Source organism: Campylobacter sp. IFREMER_LSEM_CL2127, from assembly GCF_025771745.1.
In the GTDB taxonomy this organism is placed as follows: Bacteria; Campylobacterota; Campylobacteria; order Campylobacterales; family Campylobacteraceae; genus Campylobacter_D.
This window is the reverse complement of sequence record NZ_JAKMQV010000017.1, coordinates 1-14,082: the sequence shown is the minus strand read 5'-3', so window position 1 is coordinate 14,082 and position 14,082 is coordinate 1. Positions and strand designations below refer to the sequence as shown.

At 29.7% G+C, this 14,082-nt stretch carries 16 protein-coding genes and 1 pseudogene; 6 read left to right on the top strand and 11 right to left on the bottom strand.

The window, feature by feature from the left end:
• The 9 genes and pseudogenes from L8V77_RS07440 to mnmG all read right to left on the bottom strand — a co-directional run.
• Positions 1-643 (bottom strand): annotated as a pseudogene (locus L8V77_RS07440) (hypothetical protein); the annotation flags it as partial.
• A 59-nt stretch (positions 644-702) separates the two neighbouring features.
• A complete protein-coding gene (fliR, locus tag L8V77_RS07435) occupies positions 703-1,473 on the bottom strand; it encodes a flagellar biosynthetic protein FliR (RefSeq protein ID WP_263664301.1) in 771 nt (256 codons plus the stop codon).
• Positions 1,460-2,095 (bottom strand): ABC transporter ATP-binding protein, encoded by a 636-nt coding sequence (locus L8V77_RS07430; RefSeq protein ID WP_263707373.1) that lies wholly within the window; start codon positions 2,093-2,095, stop codon positions 1,460-1,462. The genes fliR and L8V77_RS07430 overlap by 14 nt, the downstream gene beginning before the upstream one ends.
• 2 nt (positions 2,096-2,097) lie before the next feature.
• A complete protein-coding gene (tsf, locus tag L8V77_RS07425) occupies positions 2,098-3,174 on the bottom strand; it encodes a translation elongation factor Ts (RefSeq protein WP_263664303.1) in 1,077 nt (358 codons plus the stop codon).
• A complete protein-coding gene (gene rpsB / locus L8V77_RS07420) occupies positions 3,174-3,959 on the bottom strand; it encodes a 30S ribosomal protein S2 (protein WP_039626640.1) in 786 nt (261 codons plus the stop codon). Before rpsB ends, tsf begins: the two co-directional genes overlap by 1 nt.
• 173 nt (positions 3,960-4,132) lie before the next feature.
• A complete protein-coding gene (locus L8V77_RS07415; RefSeq protein ID WP_263707371.1) occupies positions 4,133-5,260 on the bottom strand; it encodes a c-type cytochrome in 1,128 nt (375 codons plus the stop codon).
• Between the two features lie 2 nt (positions 5,261-5,262).
• Positions 5,263-6,507, bottom strand: a complete 1,245-nt coding sequence (locus L8V77_RS07410; RefSeq protein WP_039668616.1) for a ubiquinol cytochrome c oxidoreductase, cytochrome b subunit — start codon at positions 6,505-6,507, stop codon at positions 5,263-5,265.
• A 1-nt stretch (position 6,508) separates the two neighbouring features.
• A complete protein-coding gene (locus tag L8V77_RS07405) occupies positions 6,509-7,012 on the bottom strand; it encodes a ubiquinol-cytochrome c reductase iron-sulfur subunit (RefSeq protein WP_263707370.1) in 504 nt (167 codons plus the stop codon).
• Positions 7,013-7,177: 165 nt separating this feature from the next.
• Positions 7,178-9,031, bottom strand: coding sequence for a tRNA uridine-5-carboxymethylaminomethyl(34) synthesis enzyme MnmG (gene mnmG / locus L8V77_RS07400; RefSeq protein ID WP_263707369.1), 1,854 nt, complete (start codon positions 9,029-9,031; stop codon positions 7,178-7,180).
• Positions 9,032-9,153: 122 nt separating this feature from the next.
• On the opposite strand from mnmG, the gene ribE reads away from it, so the two are divergent.
• Genes ribE through L8V77_RS07385 form a run of 3 tightly spaced genes read left to right on the top strand, consistent with a single transcriptional unit; the run spans position 9,154 to position 10,602 of the window.
• Positions 9,154-9,762 carry a riboflavin synthase gene (ribE, locus tag L8V77_RS07395; protein ID WP_039628629.1) on the top strand — a complete coding sequence of 203 codons (609 nt, stop codon included), beginning with the start codon at positions 9,154-9,156 and terminating at the stop codon, positions 9,760-9,762.
• A complete protein-coding gene (gene pgeF, locus L8V77_RS07390; RefSeq protein ID WP_263707368.1) occupies positions 9,726-10,394 on the top strand; it encodes a peptidoglycan editing factor PgeF in 669 nt (222 codons plus the stop codon). The genes ribE and pgeF overlap by 37 nt, the downstream gene beginning before the upstream one ends.
• Position 10,395: 1 nt before the next feature.
• Positions 10,396-10,602, top strand: coding sequence for a hypothetical protein (locus L8V77_RS07385; RefSeq protein ID WP_039618783.1), 207 nt, complete (start codon positions 10,396-10,398; stop codon positions 10,600-10,602).
• A gap of 2 nt (positions 10,603-10,604) precedes the next feature.
• Here L8V77_RS07385 and L8V77_RS07380 read toward each other — a convergent pair whose 3' ends face one another.
• Together L8V77_RS07380 and L8V77_RS07375 are read right to left on the bottom strand one after the other, a co-directional pair.
• The gene (locus L8V77_RS07380) at positions 10,605-11,858 is read right to left on the bottom strand and encodes a sensor histidine kinase (protein WP_263707367.1); all 1,254 of its coding nucleotides are present in this window, start codon (positions 11,856-11,858) and stop codon (positions 10,605-10,607) included.
• On the bottom strand, positions 11,821-12,486 hold the full coding sequence (locus tag L8V77_RS07375; protein ID WP_263707365.1) for a response regulator transcription factor: 666 nt from the start codon (positions 12,484-12,486) through the stop codon (positions 11,821-11,823). Before L8V77_RS07375 ends, L8V77_RS07380 begins: the two co-directional genes overlap by 38 nt.
• Positions 12,487-12,618: 132 nt before the next feature.
• Between L8V77_RS07375 and L8V77_RS07370 the strand changes: the two genes are divergently transcribed.
• The 3 genes from L8V77_RS07370 (at position 12,619) to L8V77_RS07360 (ending at position 14,082) form a co-directional block, all read left to right on the top strand.
• On the top strand, positions 12,619-13,206 hold the full coding sequence (locus tag L8V77_RS07370; protein ID WP_263707363.1) for a bacteriohemerythrin: 588 nt from the start codon (positions 12,619-12,621) through the stop codon (positions 13,204-13,206).
• An 80-nt stretch (positions 13,207-13,286) separates the two neighbouring features.
• Complete coding sequence (locus L8V77_RS07365) at positions 13,287-13,850, top strand: bacteriohemerythrin (RefSeq protein WP_263707362.1); 564 nt, start codon at positions 13,287-13,289, stop codon at positions 13,848-13,850.
• Between the two features lie 10 nt (positions 13,851-13,860).
• Complete coding sequence (locus tag L8V77_RS07360; RefSeq protein WP_263707361.1) at positions 13,861-14,082, top strand: ribbon-helix-helix protein, CopG family; 222 nt, start codon at positions 13,861-13,863, stop codon at positions 14,080-14,082.

Genomic DNA, 14,082 nt, shown 5'->3' with positions numbered 1-14,082 from the left:
CTTCTATATTTTCTTCTATATTTTCTTCTATATTTTCTTCTATATTTTCTTCTATATTTTCTTCATGTTGTTCATCTACTAATGTTAACTTATCATCTAATTCCTTGTCAATATCAGCTTCATTTGATAATTTAGATTTATCTTCAACTTCTAATGAATTATCTAAATTTTCTTCAAAAAAATCTTCTTGCAGATTTAAATCATCTTCACTTAAACTTTCTTCATGCTCAGACAAATCAATACCAGCCAAAAGTTCATTTCCATCTAAAGGCATATCTTTACCAATTAAAACATCCTCATCAAAACTCAATTCATCTTCTTCTAAAGTACTATCCTTACTTTCACTTAAAGTTTTTTCATTACCCAAAAGTTCTATAAAATCAGTCGGTAAAAAAGGCTTATATAAACACTCTACGCCATCTACTTGCTCTTGGTTTCTAGGCAATAAATAAATCAATCTATTACATTTACTTTTCAATTCATCTAAATTAGCTTCAATATCATGATCTATGATGATAATATCATAAAAGTCTTCAAGTTCTTCAGCATTTGCAAGCTCTTCAAATTCATAACCTAGTTTTTGAACCCCCAAGCTAATTAATTTTGAAACAGCTACATTAGAATTTATCAGCACAACCTTCATCTGTCATCTCCCAAGTTAAAGAAATGTATTATTTTAAAACATTTTTAATTATTTATTGCTTATATATTGAAAAACAATAACTCCATATGCTCAAAACTTTTTAACATTAAATTTTTAAAATACTGCATCATGATAAGTAAAATAGCAATAAGCACTGCAAAAGATAAAAATATCTTGATAGGATAACCCACCACTAAAAGATTAAATTGTGGCATAGTTTTCATAAGCATACCAAAAATAACATCTGATAATAAAGATATTGCTAAAATAGGAAAAGCCATAGAAAAACCGAGCACAAAGATATTTACCATAGCTTTATTCAAATAAAGCATTAAATTCTCGTGCGGATAAAATCCACCCAAACTAATATAATCTAATGAACTAGATATAAAAAGCAATACCAAATGATGACCATCAAATGCTAAAAAAACCAACAATGCAAGCAAATTTAAAACTTGAGAAATTACTGGAGTATTAGCACCTGTAGCCGGATCTAAAATACTAGCCATAGAAAAACCCATGGTAAAAGAAATTTGCTCACCTGCCATTTGTAAAATGGCAAAAATCATTTGTAAAATTAAACCTGCAACCATCCCAAAAAGCACTTCACTTAAAAGATATAAAATAAAAAAAGAATCAGGTGTATTATTTTCAAGTTTTGCCAAAGGATATAAAAACATTGTTAAAAACAAAGCTAAAGTTGTTTTTACTACCAAAGGTATACTATTGTGAGAAAAAAAAGGGAAAAATACTATTAATCCACTCATTCTGGCAAATAAAAGCATGAAAATTACAACATTTTCATCGCCTAAATATTTAACAAATTCCATAATTACTTAAATGATAAATCCTATCACATTTTTTAGCAAGTTCTTGATCGTGAGTTACAAAAACTAAGGCTGCATTATTTTCTTTGACATAACTGATCAAAATATCTAACACATTTAAAGCATTTTTAAAATCTAAATTACCAGTAGCCTCATCAGCAAAAATAATTTTTGGTCTTTTGCTTAAAACTCTAGCTATACTTACTCGTTGCTGTTGTCCACCACTTAATTTTGTGATCTTTTGATTCATTAAATCAACAATATCAAGTTTTTTTAACAACTCATAATCGATATTTTGCTTACTCAAAATACTTGCAAGCTCTATATTTTCAAAAGCTAAAAAACCTTTAAATAAATAATGCATTTGAAAAATAATCCCAAAATCTTTTCTACGAATTTCTAATAAAGCTTCATCGTTTAAGGAATACAAATCCTGATTATTATAAAAAACTTTCCCTGATTGAGGTTTTAACAAGGTAGATAAAATATGCAAAAGAGTAGATTTGCCGCATCCACTACTTCCACATATTGCAATACAATCTTTTGCATTTAAAGCAAAATTTAAATTTTCAAAAAGCGGAATATCAAAACCGTGGCTTAAATTTTCCGCTTTTAAAAGTTCCATTTTTAACCAATTTGCGCAGCAACTTCAGCAGCAAAATCTTCAGTTTTCTTTTCTAGACCTTCGCCCACTTCAAAACGAATAAATTCTACTATTTTAATAGTTCCACCAAATTCTTTTTCTTTTTCTGCAATTACTTGCTCGACAGTTTTTTTATCATCCATCGCATAAAACTGTCCCATTAGAGTAAGTCTACCATCAAGCTGAGAATTATCCGCTATAAAGCTATTTAGTTTACCTGGGATAATGTTAGGCCAAATTTTTTCTGGTTTTCCTTGTGCTTGAAGTTCAGCTTTAATAGCTTCTTCAGCTTCTTGGATTATCTCTTGAGTTAATTGCTTTCTACTTGCAAATTTTGGAATTTTAAGCTCTGGTTTATTAGGGTCTTTTAATCTTCTTCTTTCTTCATTTTCTTTTTCCAACTCTGCAACTAAAGCTTTATATTCATTTTCTACAAAATCCATATCAAGCTCTTCATAAGATAGATAACTTGGTTTCATTGCAGCAATATGCATACAAAGGTGTTTTAAAAATTCTCCACACTTATTAGCCGTAGCTTCACTATCACAAGCTGCAGCAATAATAACACCCACGCGTCCATTAGAATGAACATAACCATTTACTGCTCCACTAGCTCCAGCTTTTACAGTAGCAAATCTTCTTACAACTAAATTTTCACCTATAGTTGCAATTTGATTTTTTAAATATTCTTCAAATTTAACACCATTAATCTCACTTGAATGCAACTGCTCAACATTTTGAAGGCTTTTAGCTTGAATATGTGCTGTTGTATCTTTTGTTAAAGCAATAAATTGTTCATTTTTAGCAACGAAATCGGTTTCAGAATTGATTTCACTTACAGTTGCGCATTTTAAATCATCGCTTACTTTTACACTTACCAAACCTTCAGCAGCTAAACGATCAGCTTTTTTATCAGCTTTTCCAAGCCCTTTTTCTCTTAAAAGTTGCACTGCTTTTTCAAAATCACCATCTGTGTCTTTTAAAGCATTTTTACAATCCATCATACCTGCGCCAGTACTTTCGCGCAGTTCTTTTACCATTTGTGCAGTGATTTCAGCCATTATTCTTTATCTCCTTCAAAATCTTCTTCACTCATAGCTTCTTCTAAAACTTCTTTTTTTTCTTCTTCAGAGATTGGTTGTTCTTCATTTACTTCACCATCTTGCTCTCTTAAAGCTTTACCTTCATTGATTGCCTCAGCCATTTCTTGGCAGAAAAGTTGAACTGAACGAATCGCATCATCATTTCCTGGAATTGGGAAATCTACTAAGTCAGGATCGCAGTTTGTATCTAGTGGAGCAACCACAGGGATTTTTAATCTATTAGCTTCTTGTACCGCAATTTTTTCTTTAACAGTATCAATAACAAAAATCATATCAGGTTGAGTTTTCATATATCTAATACCACCAAGATATGCTAGTAATTTTTCTTTTTTTCTAGTAAGCATTAAAGCTTCTTTTTTAGTTAAAAGCTTAATGCTTCCATCTTCTTCCATTTTTTCTATAACTTCTAATTTTCTAATCGATTGGCGGATAGTTCCAAAGTTAGTCATCATACCACCAAGCCATCTATGATTTACATAAGGCATACCGCATTTTTCAGCATATTCTTTAATCGCTCCACCAGCTTGTTTTTTAGTACCAACAAATAAAATTGTTTTACCTTCTGCAGCAGCATCGCGAACGATGTTATATGTATATCTAAAGTATCTAAGTGTTTTTTGTAAATCAATCACATAAATACCTTTTCTTTCTCCAAAAATAAATTTTTTCATTTTTGGATTCCATCTTCTTGTTTGGTGTCCAAAGTGTACACCACACTCTAATAAATCTCTCATGCTTACCATGAAATTCTCCTTGAAATAAAATAATTAGGTTTATTCCTCCGCATTCTTTAACCCATAAGCAACCTAATAAGGAAATTAATGCGTGTGAAATGAAAAAATATTATATCAAATTTTATTTTATATTTAGCTTATTATTGAAGATAAAGAACGCCACAAGGCGTTCTTTGGGTAAATTAGTGCAGTTTAGACCAAACTGATCTTTTCCAACCTATAGCAAAAATACTTAAGATAGCAAAGAATATCATAATATAAATTCCTGTTTGCTCTCTTTCTTCTTTTTTACTATCACCAACTTTTTCAAGATAATTAATAACTTGGGTTTGTGCTTTTTCATTCAAACCAACTCTTGGCATAGCAGTTCCATGAATTTTCTTTTGAGGTTCATTGATGAAGATTTCAAGATAATGTGCACCTTTAGAACGAATCATCATAGATAAATCTGGAGGTGTCATACCAAGATAATTTTTTAAATCACTCATGTTTGAGCTTGAAACAAAGCCATCATATTTTACATCATGGCATCTTCCACAAGCATTTTCAAATGTATGTTTGTTTTTAGCAAAATCAAACTCTTTTGCAATTAAAGCTGTTTTTGCTTGCTCTGAAAGCTCTTGATTTTTAGCATATTTTTCTTCTAAATCAGCTTTTAATTTTGTATCAAATTCTTTTTCATATTCACTAGCTGTATTTTTAAAGAATGCAATTAAGTCTGCTAAATCTTGATTATCTTGTGCTTCATCGCCACTTAAAGGATAAGCAGGCATTAAGAATGGATTTTCATCATTAAATTTATGTGAAATTTGCAAAGCTTTAACCGGATCAACAATCAATGCTGCTAAAAATTTCTCATCATAAATAGCACCCGCATCACTTAAATCAGGAGGTGTTACACCTAAAGAAGAATCTGTAATAGTAGCAGGAATTCCGACAGCTTTCACACCATGGCATGCAATACAATTTCCTTCAAAAAGCTCTTTTCCTTTTTGTGCATTACCTTTACTAAAATCAATTTTTGCGATTTTTTCCCATAATTGCTTAGTAGCTTCTTCTTGGCTTTTAGCAAGCTCTAATGCTTTTTGAGCATTAGCTATAGCTTTTTCACTTCCTGAAGCATTAGCATCCATTGCTGCCTTTTCTTTTAAAGCAACTTCACCTTTGGTAAATTCTGCATCAGCTTTTGCAAAGTCAAAATTAACCGGAGTTGAAGGAGGATTCATCACTGAATGCGCATAAGGCTCAACACCCCAATAAACTAAACCTGTGAAAAAGACAACTACAAAAAATATTTTTAATTCTCTCATTATTAGCCCCTTTTTCTTTCCATGATAGTAATAATTGGTAAGACCACTAACAATAATAGTAAAAATACCATAGAAGCATAAAATCCTATCCAAGCATTAATTCCTGTTGGAGGAAGCTTTCCATAAACTGTTAGTACAATTAAATCTATCAATAATACCCAAAACCATACAAAAAACATTGGTCTTTCGTGTGCTGGTTTTACAACATCACTTCTATCAAGCCAAGGCAATAAGAAGAAAATAATTTGTGCTATACCAAATGCCGCAAGACCTATATCAAAAGCTTTAATGCTTCCAACATCAAAGAAAAATCCTCTTAAAACTTCATAACTCCATAAGAAATACCATTCAGGATAAATATGAGGAGGTGTTTTTAAAGAATTTGCTGGGTCAAAGTTGATTGGATCCATTGCAAAATTGAATTTAAAACATACCAAGTAAAAGAAGAAAATCATAAATAGCGCAATATACATAAAATCTTTAGCTAAAAATCCTGGCCAAAAAGGAATAACTTTAGAACCTTTTGTATCACCTGCTAAATATTTTTCAGCTTCTAAATCAAAATCAATCTCTTCTGAAATTTCATTATTTACGTGAGGAATTCTTAAAGAATAAAAATGGAATGCAATAATTGCTAAAATCACAATAGGCAATAAACATACATGTAACATAAAAAATCTAGTTAAAGTTGGATCTGAAACTGCAAAATCTCCTCTTATCCAAATAACCAACGCATCACCTATAAAAGGAATTCCACCAAAAAGCTGAGTAATAACTTGAGCAGCCCAAAAGCTCATTTGCCCCCAAGGCAACATATATCCACTAAATGCTTCTGCTGAAAATACAACAAATAAAAGCATACCACTAATCCAAATCATTTCGCGGCCTCTTTTATAAGAGCCATAATAAATTCCTGTTAACATATGGATATATATGATTAAAAATACAACCGAAGCAGCCACACCGTGCATATGACGCCAAAGCCACCCATACTCCACTTCTTGCATAATGGTTTTATTTACGCTATCAAAAGCCAAAGCTACATCTGGCTTGTAATACATTACTAAAAATAAACCTGAAATAAATAAAATAGCAAAAAGAGTAGTTAAAATAACACCCATTGCCCATAAGAAGTTAATTTGTTTTGGTATCCAATATTGAGCCATTAAAACATTAAAAAGCTTATTTACAGCTAATCTTTGATCAAGCCAATCTACAATACCATTTGCTTTTTTTATCTGTGCCATATTAAGCCTCCGCGATCATTTTTTTATATTCTGGACCTTCTTCGCCTAATACTAATTTTGTTCCATCAATTCTAAAAGGAGGAATATCCAAAGGTCTTGGAGGAGGACCAAATACATTTTTACCACTGGTGTCAAATTCGCCACCATGGCAAGCACACTTAAATAATTTTTCGTTTGGAGCGTAAGCTGGAATACAGCCTAAATGCGTACAAAGACCAATAACTACAGTATAAGCAACATCACCTACAACAACATCTCTATTGCTATCTTTTGCCATATCTGCATCTTTTTTTAAGATAAATATAGGCTTCTTACGCCATTCAATTGTTCTAAGCTCGCCCTCTTTCATGCCAGAAAGATCTACAGTAGTAATACCTGCTGCTTTTACACTTGGGAGTGGATCCCATGTTTTTTTCATTGCAACTAATGAAAAAGCACCACCCACAGCAGCTACCGTTCCAAAGGCAAAGCCCATAAAGCTTCGTCTACTTTCAGATGTAGCCATTTTACTTCCTTTGTTTTGATTTTTTGTAAAACTTAGCAGTTTATCTAAAAAATGATAAATTTTTTCTTTGGTATAAAAAGCTTGATTTAAGATATATGGATATTTATTTAAAAACAAAAATAAATGTTTGTTTTAAATTATAACAATAGATAAATTTATTATTATCTATTGTTTTTTCATTTTGATATAAATATGTAAAATATCCAAAGCAGCAGGAGTAATACCGCTAATTTGCGAAGCAGCAAAAATAGTTGGTGGATTAAATTTTTGCAGTTTTTCCACTACTTCATTACTCAATCCACTCACACTTTTAAAGTCAAAATTTTCAGGAATTTTTAAGTCATTTAAGTTTTTCATTTTTTCTATTTGTGCTTTTTGCATTGCTATATAATGATAATATTTTGCTTCATTTAAAATTTCATTTAAAGAATACTCATCCATTTTTGCAAACATTTCATCTAGAGCTTTTAGTTTTTCTATATTAAAACTCGCTCTTGCAACAATTTTTTGCAAACTTACTATTGAGGTAATTTTTTCTTCTTTAATGCTTTGCAAAAATTCATTATTTTGATTGCTTGGTGTCCATGTAGTTTGAAGTAAAAACTCAAGTCCTTTATCAACATTTTGTTTTATATTTTCAATATATGCATAATCTTCTTGACTTAAAAGTTTAAAATTATATCCATATTCTCCAAGTCTTAAAATGGCATTTTCTTCTCTTAAAAGCAGTCTATACTCAGCTCTTGAAGTAAACATTCTATAAGGCTCTTTAGTGCCTTTCATCACTAAATCATCAATCAACACCCCTATATAAGCCTCATCACGCCTTAACACAAAAGGATCTTTTTCATCAATTGCTAAAACCGCGTTTACTCCTGCCATAAAACCTTGCGCAGCAGCTTCCTCATAACCAGTGGTTCCATTAATTTGCCCAGCACAATATAAATTTTTAATCTTTTTGGTTTCTAAAGTATGTTTTAGCTCTGTTGGATCAATATAATCATACTCTATGGCATAACCAAAACGCGTGATTTTGGCATTTTCAAAACCTTTTATACTTCTTAGCATTGCAATTTGTACTTCATAAGGTAAAGAAGTAGAAAAACCGTTAATATAATACTCTGTCGCATCTTTAGTTTGTGGCTCTATAAATAAATGATGACTTTCTTTATCGCCAAAACGATTAATTTTATCTTCTATAGAAGGACAATATCTTGGCCCTATACCTTCAATTTGCCCTGTAAAAAGCGGAGCACGGTAAAAATTACTTTTTATAATCTCATGTGTTTTTAAATTTGTTCTTGCTATATAACATGGAAGTTGATTAGGCTTGAAATTTTTTGTTTTAAAACTAAAAGCTTTAGGGTTTTCATCTCCAGGTTGAATTTCTAAAACACTAAAATCAATACTTTTAGCATCAACCCTTGGACAAGTTCCTGTTTTTAATCTTCCTATTTTTAATCCACTTTGTTTTAAGTAATCTCCCAAATTTACAGACGCAAGCTCACCTACCCTACCTGCTTGAAGTTTGGTTTCACCTATATGGATAAGTCCGTTTAAAAAAGTTCCTGTTGTAAGTATGATTTTTTTGGCAAAATATGTATTTTCTAAATTAGTTTTAACGCCCTTAACTTCATCATTTTCTATAAGTAAAGACAAAGCTTGTTCTTGAGAAATTTCTAAATTTTCAAGTTTTAAAAGCTTATTTCTAGCACAAATTCTATAAGCATCCATGTCAATTTGCGCTCTACTTCCGCGCACTGCAACACCTTTGCTTTCATTTAAAATTCTAAATTGAATTCCAGCCTCATCGGTAATTTGCCCCATAAGTCCACCCATAGCATCAAGCTCTTTTACTAAATGTCCTTTTGCTAAACCACCTATGGCAGGATTACAACTTGCAGCACCAATTTGCTCGATTAAAGTAGTTAAAAGTAAAGTTTTTTTGCCCATTCTAGCAGCCCCGGCACTAGCCTCAACTCCAGCATGCCCGCCACCTATTACGATTATATCATACATATTTTGACCTCATTTTTATAAAAAGGCAAAAATTATATAATATTTTTTAAAATAAAATACTAAAAATACTTTTTGAAATTTAAAAGTTTTAGATAAAATCTCATAAAAATTAAAGGTATTGAATGTTTAATGGATTAATCCGCGAATTAGCCTTTGTTAAATCATATCAAAACAACACTTTAAGATTAAAAGCAAATTACAAACCAAAACTAGGCGATAGCATAGCAGTTAATGGTGCGTGTTTGAGCGTAACAAAACTTTTTGATGATGGTTTTAATCTTGAACTTTCTTATGAAACAAGAACTCACATAGCTATTGAAAATTTAAAAGATTACGTACATATTGAACCTGCACTAGCTTATGGCGATAGAATAGATGGGCATTTAATGCAAGGACATATTGATGGTATAGGTGAAATTACTAATATTTCTAAAAAAGAAAACGGAGTTGATTTTTATATTAAATGTCCTGATGATATACAAATTTATATGGCAAATAAAGCAAGTGTAGCTATAGATGGGGTGAGCTTAACTATCAATGAAGTTTTAAAAGATGGTATTCGCTTAACTATCATTCCTATAACCTTTAATGAAACCTTGTTTAAAGATTACATTATAGGAAGACGCGTTAATATAGAAAGTGATCTTTTAGCAAGATACATACACAGACAATTAAATTATAAAAAAGAAATTTCATGGCAACAAATAGACAAGATTGCATCACTTTATTAGAAAATGATTTTGTAAAAGCTTTTGTAGCCTTTGATCAAGATTATAATATTTTTAGAGCAAAAATTCATGATAATATTTTTCCTTGGGAAAATTCTATAAAAAAGTGTGTATTTTTAAATCAAATTCATTCTAATATCATCACTCATTATAATAAAGATTTTCACTTTAATGCTGATGGAATAATTAGCAATGAAAAAAATATAGCTTTGTGCATTTTAAGTGCTGATTGCTTGCCTTTGCTTTTATATGATGATAAAAATAAAGCCATAGCAGCTTTGCATTCAGGCAGAAAAGGATGTTTTGAAAATATCTTAAAAGAAGCCGTTTTAAAAATGCAAAAAAGCTTTAATACTCAAACAAAGAATTTAAAACTCATCATTTCAGCAGGAATTTGTGCTAAAAATTATGAAATTAATGGCGATGTTTTAAATTATAGCAAAGAAAAATTTGCACCTTTTTTACATGAAAATAAGCTTGATTTAAAAGCATTAGTTAAATTTCAAGCAAAAGAATTAGGTATTAATGATATTTTTGATATCAATCTTTGCACCTTTGATGATGAGAGATTTTTTTCTTATAGAAAAAACCAAACTCCAAAGCGCATTGTTAGCGTGATTTATTTAAAGGATTAAAATGTATGAAGTAAAAAATTTGCTTGCTTTGAAAATTTTACAAAAGGCCAGAGAATTTGGTGATAATGACTTAAGCAACGAAGTTTTAATCACTCAAATGCTAAATCACACCCCGCAAACTCTAAATCAAAACGATACTAAAAATTTAAATGAATTTATCACAACACTTATAAATGCCAAAGAAAAAGCTAAAATGAGCAATAAATAATTTTAATTTTTCCAAGTTAAAATAAATTTTGTTCCTTTATTTAGCTCACTTTCTACTTTTATTTTTATATTATGCTCTTTACAAATTTTATCTACCAAAGAAAGCCCTATACCAAAACCACCTTGATTTTCATTAAATCTTGAATAACGTTCAAAAATATTAGACAAATTTTCTTTCGCTATACCACAGCCACTATCTGCTATTATAAGTTTTTGCTCTAAAAGCATTATTTTAATATGACCGTTTTTTATATTATATTTTATCGCGTTGTTAATGAGATTATCAAACATTTTAAAAAATTGCTCTTTATTAGCATAAATTTTTCCATCATCTTCCAAGCTAAGCTCTAAGTCAATATTTTTTTGCTCCAAAAATATCTTGAAATACTCCATTCTTTCTTTAATCAAGTCTTTTAAAAATATCCAATCTTTTTTAGCATCATAAGCTTGAGAAAAATTTAAAAAAGTTAAATCTGAATACAAATGACTCAAAGTCAAAGCAGCTATTTTTACACGCTTTAAAGCCTTAATTTCTTCAAAATTCTTTTTTCTTTCCAAACTCTCTACACTCATTAATATCGCACTAATTGGCGTATTAATCTCATGAGTAGTGTCTTTTATAAAATTATTTAAAAATCTTATTCTCATTTCTAAAGGCTTGAGTGCAAATTTTAGTATAAAATAAGCCATTATACTTACAAAAATCAAAGAAAAAACCATAGACAAAGCTACTTTAAATCTTATAAATCCAAGTTCTTTGGAGATATCATCACCTTGTACCAAAACCCTCAAACGATTAACATCACCTAAGACCTCCAAAGCATCTTGTCCTTGAGTATTTGCAAGCAATAAATTATTTAAATTCACATCAGCCACATAAATTAGAGTGTTATTATTATAAATATTTGCGTTATTAAGTTTAAAAAATGTTGTTTGAGCAGGTAAGTCAAGATTAGAAAAATAAACTTTTGTTCTATCAAATATTGCAAATTTTATATTAGAAATTTGAGCAATTTTTCTAGCACCTTTTTCTATAGGCTCAAAACGTAACTTTTCCATTTGTAAAATTACAAAACGATGTTCTTGTCTTAATTTTATGCTATGTTCAGCTATTAATTCTTCTATTAACTTTGCATACCATACGCCAAAAAGTACTATAAGAACACTTCCTATACTCACTAAATACAAAGAAAGAATTTGCCACGCAACGCGCTTGGCTTCATACATAACAATACCCTCTTCCTCTTTGGTTGACAATACTATCTTTGCCTAAAATTTTTCGTAAATTTTTTACATAAGCTCTTAAGCTAAGCTCACTTGGCTCTTGATCATACTCCCAAATTTCTTCAAAAATGTAAGCAGTATCTATAAATTTACCTTTATTTTTTAAAAGCAAAGATAAAAGCTTTAATTCTTTTAAAGGCAGAGTTAAAGGTTTATCGTCTTGATATAAAGTTTGTGAAATAAAAGCAAATTTAAAACCATTTCCCAAGTCTTCATAATCTTCATTTTTATGAGCAAAAGAACGCTTTAAAATAGCATTAATTCTTATTTTTAACTCCTGCAATTCAAAAGGCTTTTTAATATAATCATCACAACCGCTTTCAAAACCTTTTTGTAAATCCATAGTAGTATTCAATGAAGTCATAAAAATAGCTGGAGTATATTTACCAACTTCTCTTAAATTTTTAAGCACACTAAAACCATCACCTTGTGGAACTTTTACATCTAAAATCCATAAATCAAAATTTTTCTCATAAGCTTTATCTTGCGCATCTTGAGCATTATCCACTAAAGTAACTATAAAACCTTCTTCTTCTAAAAATTCACTAACAATTTCTCCTAAATTAATATCATCTTCTAACAAAAGAATTTGTGTAGCCATTTTTAACCTTTTTATCATATTTTCTTAAAACATTATATTTTTTTTGTGTAAATTGAGTGTGAATTTAGTAGAATTAAAGCAAAATATTTATAAAATATTAACTATTTTATAATTTATACTGTTAGGATTTTTATGTTACCTGAATGGGATAAAAAATATAGCATTAATAATGAAAAAATTGATGAACAACATAAAAAACTTTTTGAACTTGCTACTAGAGTTGAAGAAATTTCAGATAGACCAATTTATCAAGCAGAACTTAAAAAGATAGTTGCTGAATTTTTTCACTATATTAAAATTCATTTTCAAGATGAAGAAAACTACATGGCTGAAATTAATTATCCTTACTTAAGCCAACATAAACTCATGCATAAACAAATCACAAAATCTATGATAAAACTCATACAAAGTATAAAAAGCACTAATGATTTAAAAGAAAAATTATATATAGTGGTTAATTCATGGCTTATAGAACATATCATTCAGCATGATATGATGATAGAGTATTGGAAACAAAGTACGCAAATAAAAAATTCTTCAGATAGCTTTGAAGAAGAAAAACCAAAAATAAAAAATTTCTTATATCAATGTCAATGCGAAGGAAAAACACACAAAGTCCCTTACGATATTCATTTAAAAATGCAATATTCTAAAGTACAATTTAAATGTAAAAAATGCTCTACTAATTTAATTTTATGTAAAGAAAAAACAGAAATTTAATAAAAATTAATCATAATTTAAAATATTGTAAATTATAATACATCAAGAACTCTCCCATAAACCAAACAAGGGGTTTTAGTATGTTACCAAAATGGTGTGACAAATATAGTATTCACAATGAAGAAATCGACAGGCAACACCAAAAACTTTTTGAACTTGCTGCCAATGTTGAGATGATTTCAGATAAGCCTATTCATAAAGGACAAATTAAATTTTTACTTGCGGATTTTTTCAATTACATGAAAGAACATTTTGCTGAAGAAGAAAAATATATGGCAAAAATAGGCTATCCTGAACTTGCTAATCATCAAAAAATTCATAAAAGTATCATACAATCCATGATAGATTTGATCCAAAATTTAAAAAGTACTAATGATTTAAAAGAAAAACTTAATATAATTGCATCCAAATGGCTTTTAGAGCATATTTTAAGAGAAGATATGAAAATAGAAAAATGGCATCAAGCCCAACTTAGCAAAAAAGACAAAAATACAAACTTAGGAGAATTGCAAGAATTTTATGAATACATTTGTTCTTGCGCAGATAAAATTCACAAAGTTCCTTATGAAATTCACCAAAAAATACAAACAACTAACACAAATTATAAATGCAAAGCTTGTCAAGAAGCAATAAGACCAAAATAAAGGCTAGACAATGAATAAAAGATACACTCTAACTCTTTCAGAAGAACTTTACGAGCGCTTAAGCCAAACTGCAAAATTTTCTAAAAAGAAAAAGGCTGAAATTTTACGCAATGCTTTAGAAAACTATCTTGATGAAATGGAAGATTTCGTTCCTGCTATAGAGGCTTTAGAAGATTTAAAAGATGGAGATAGTAAAAAACTAGATAGTATTATTAAAAAATTAAAATGCTAA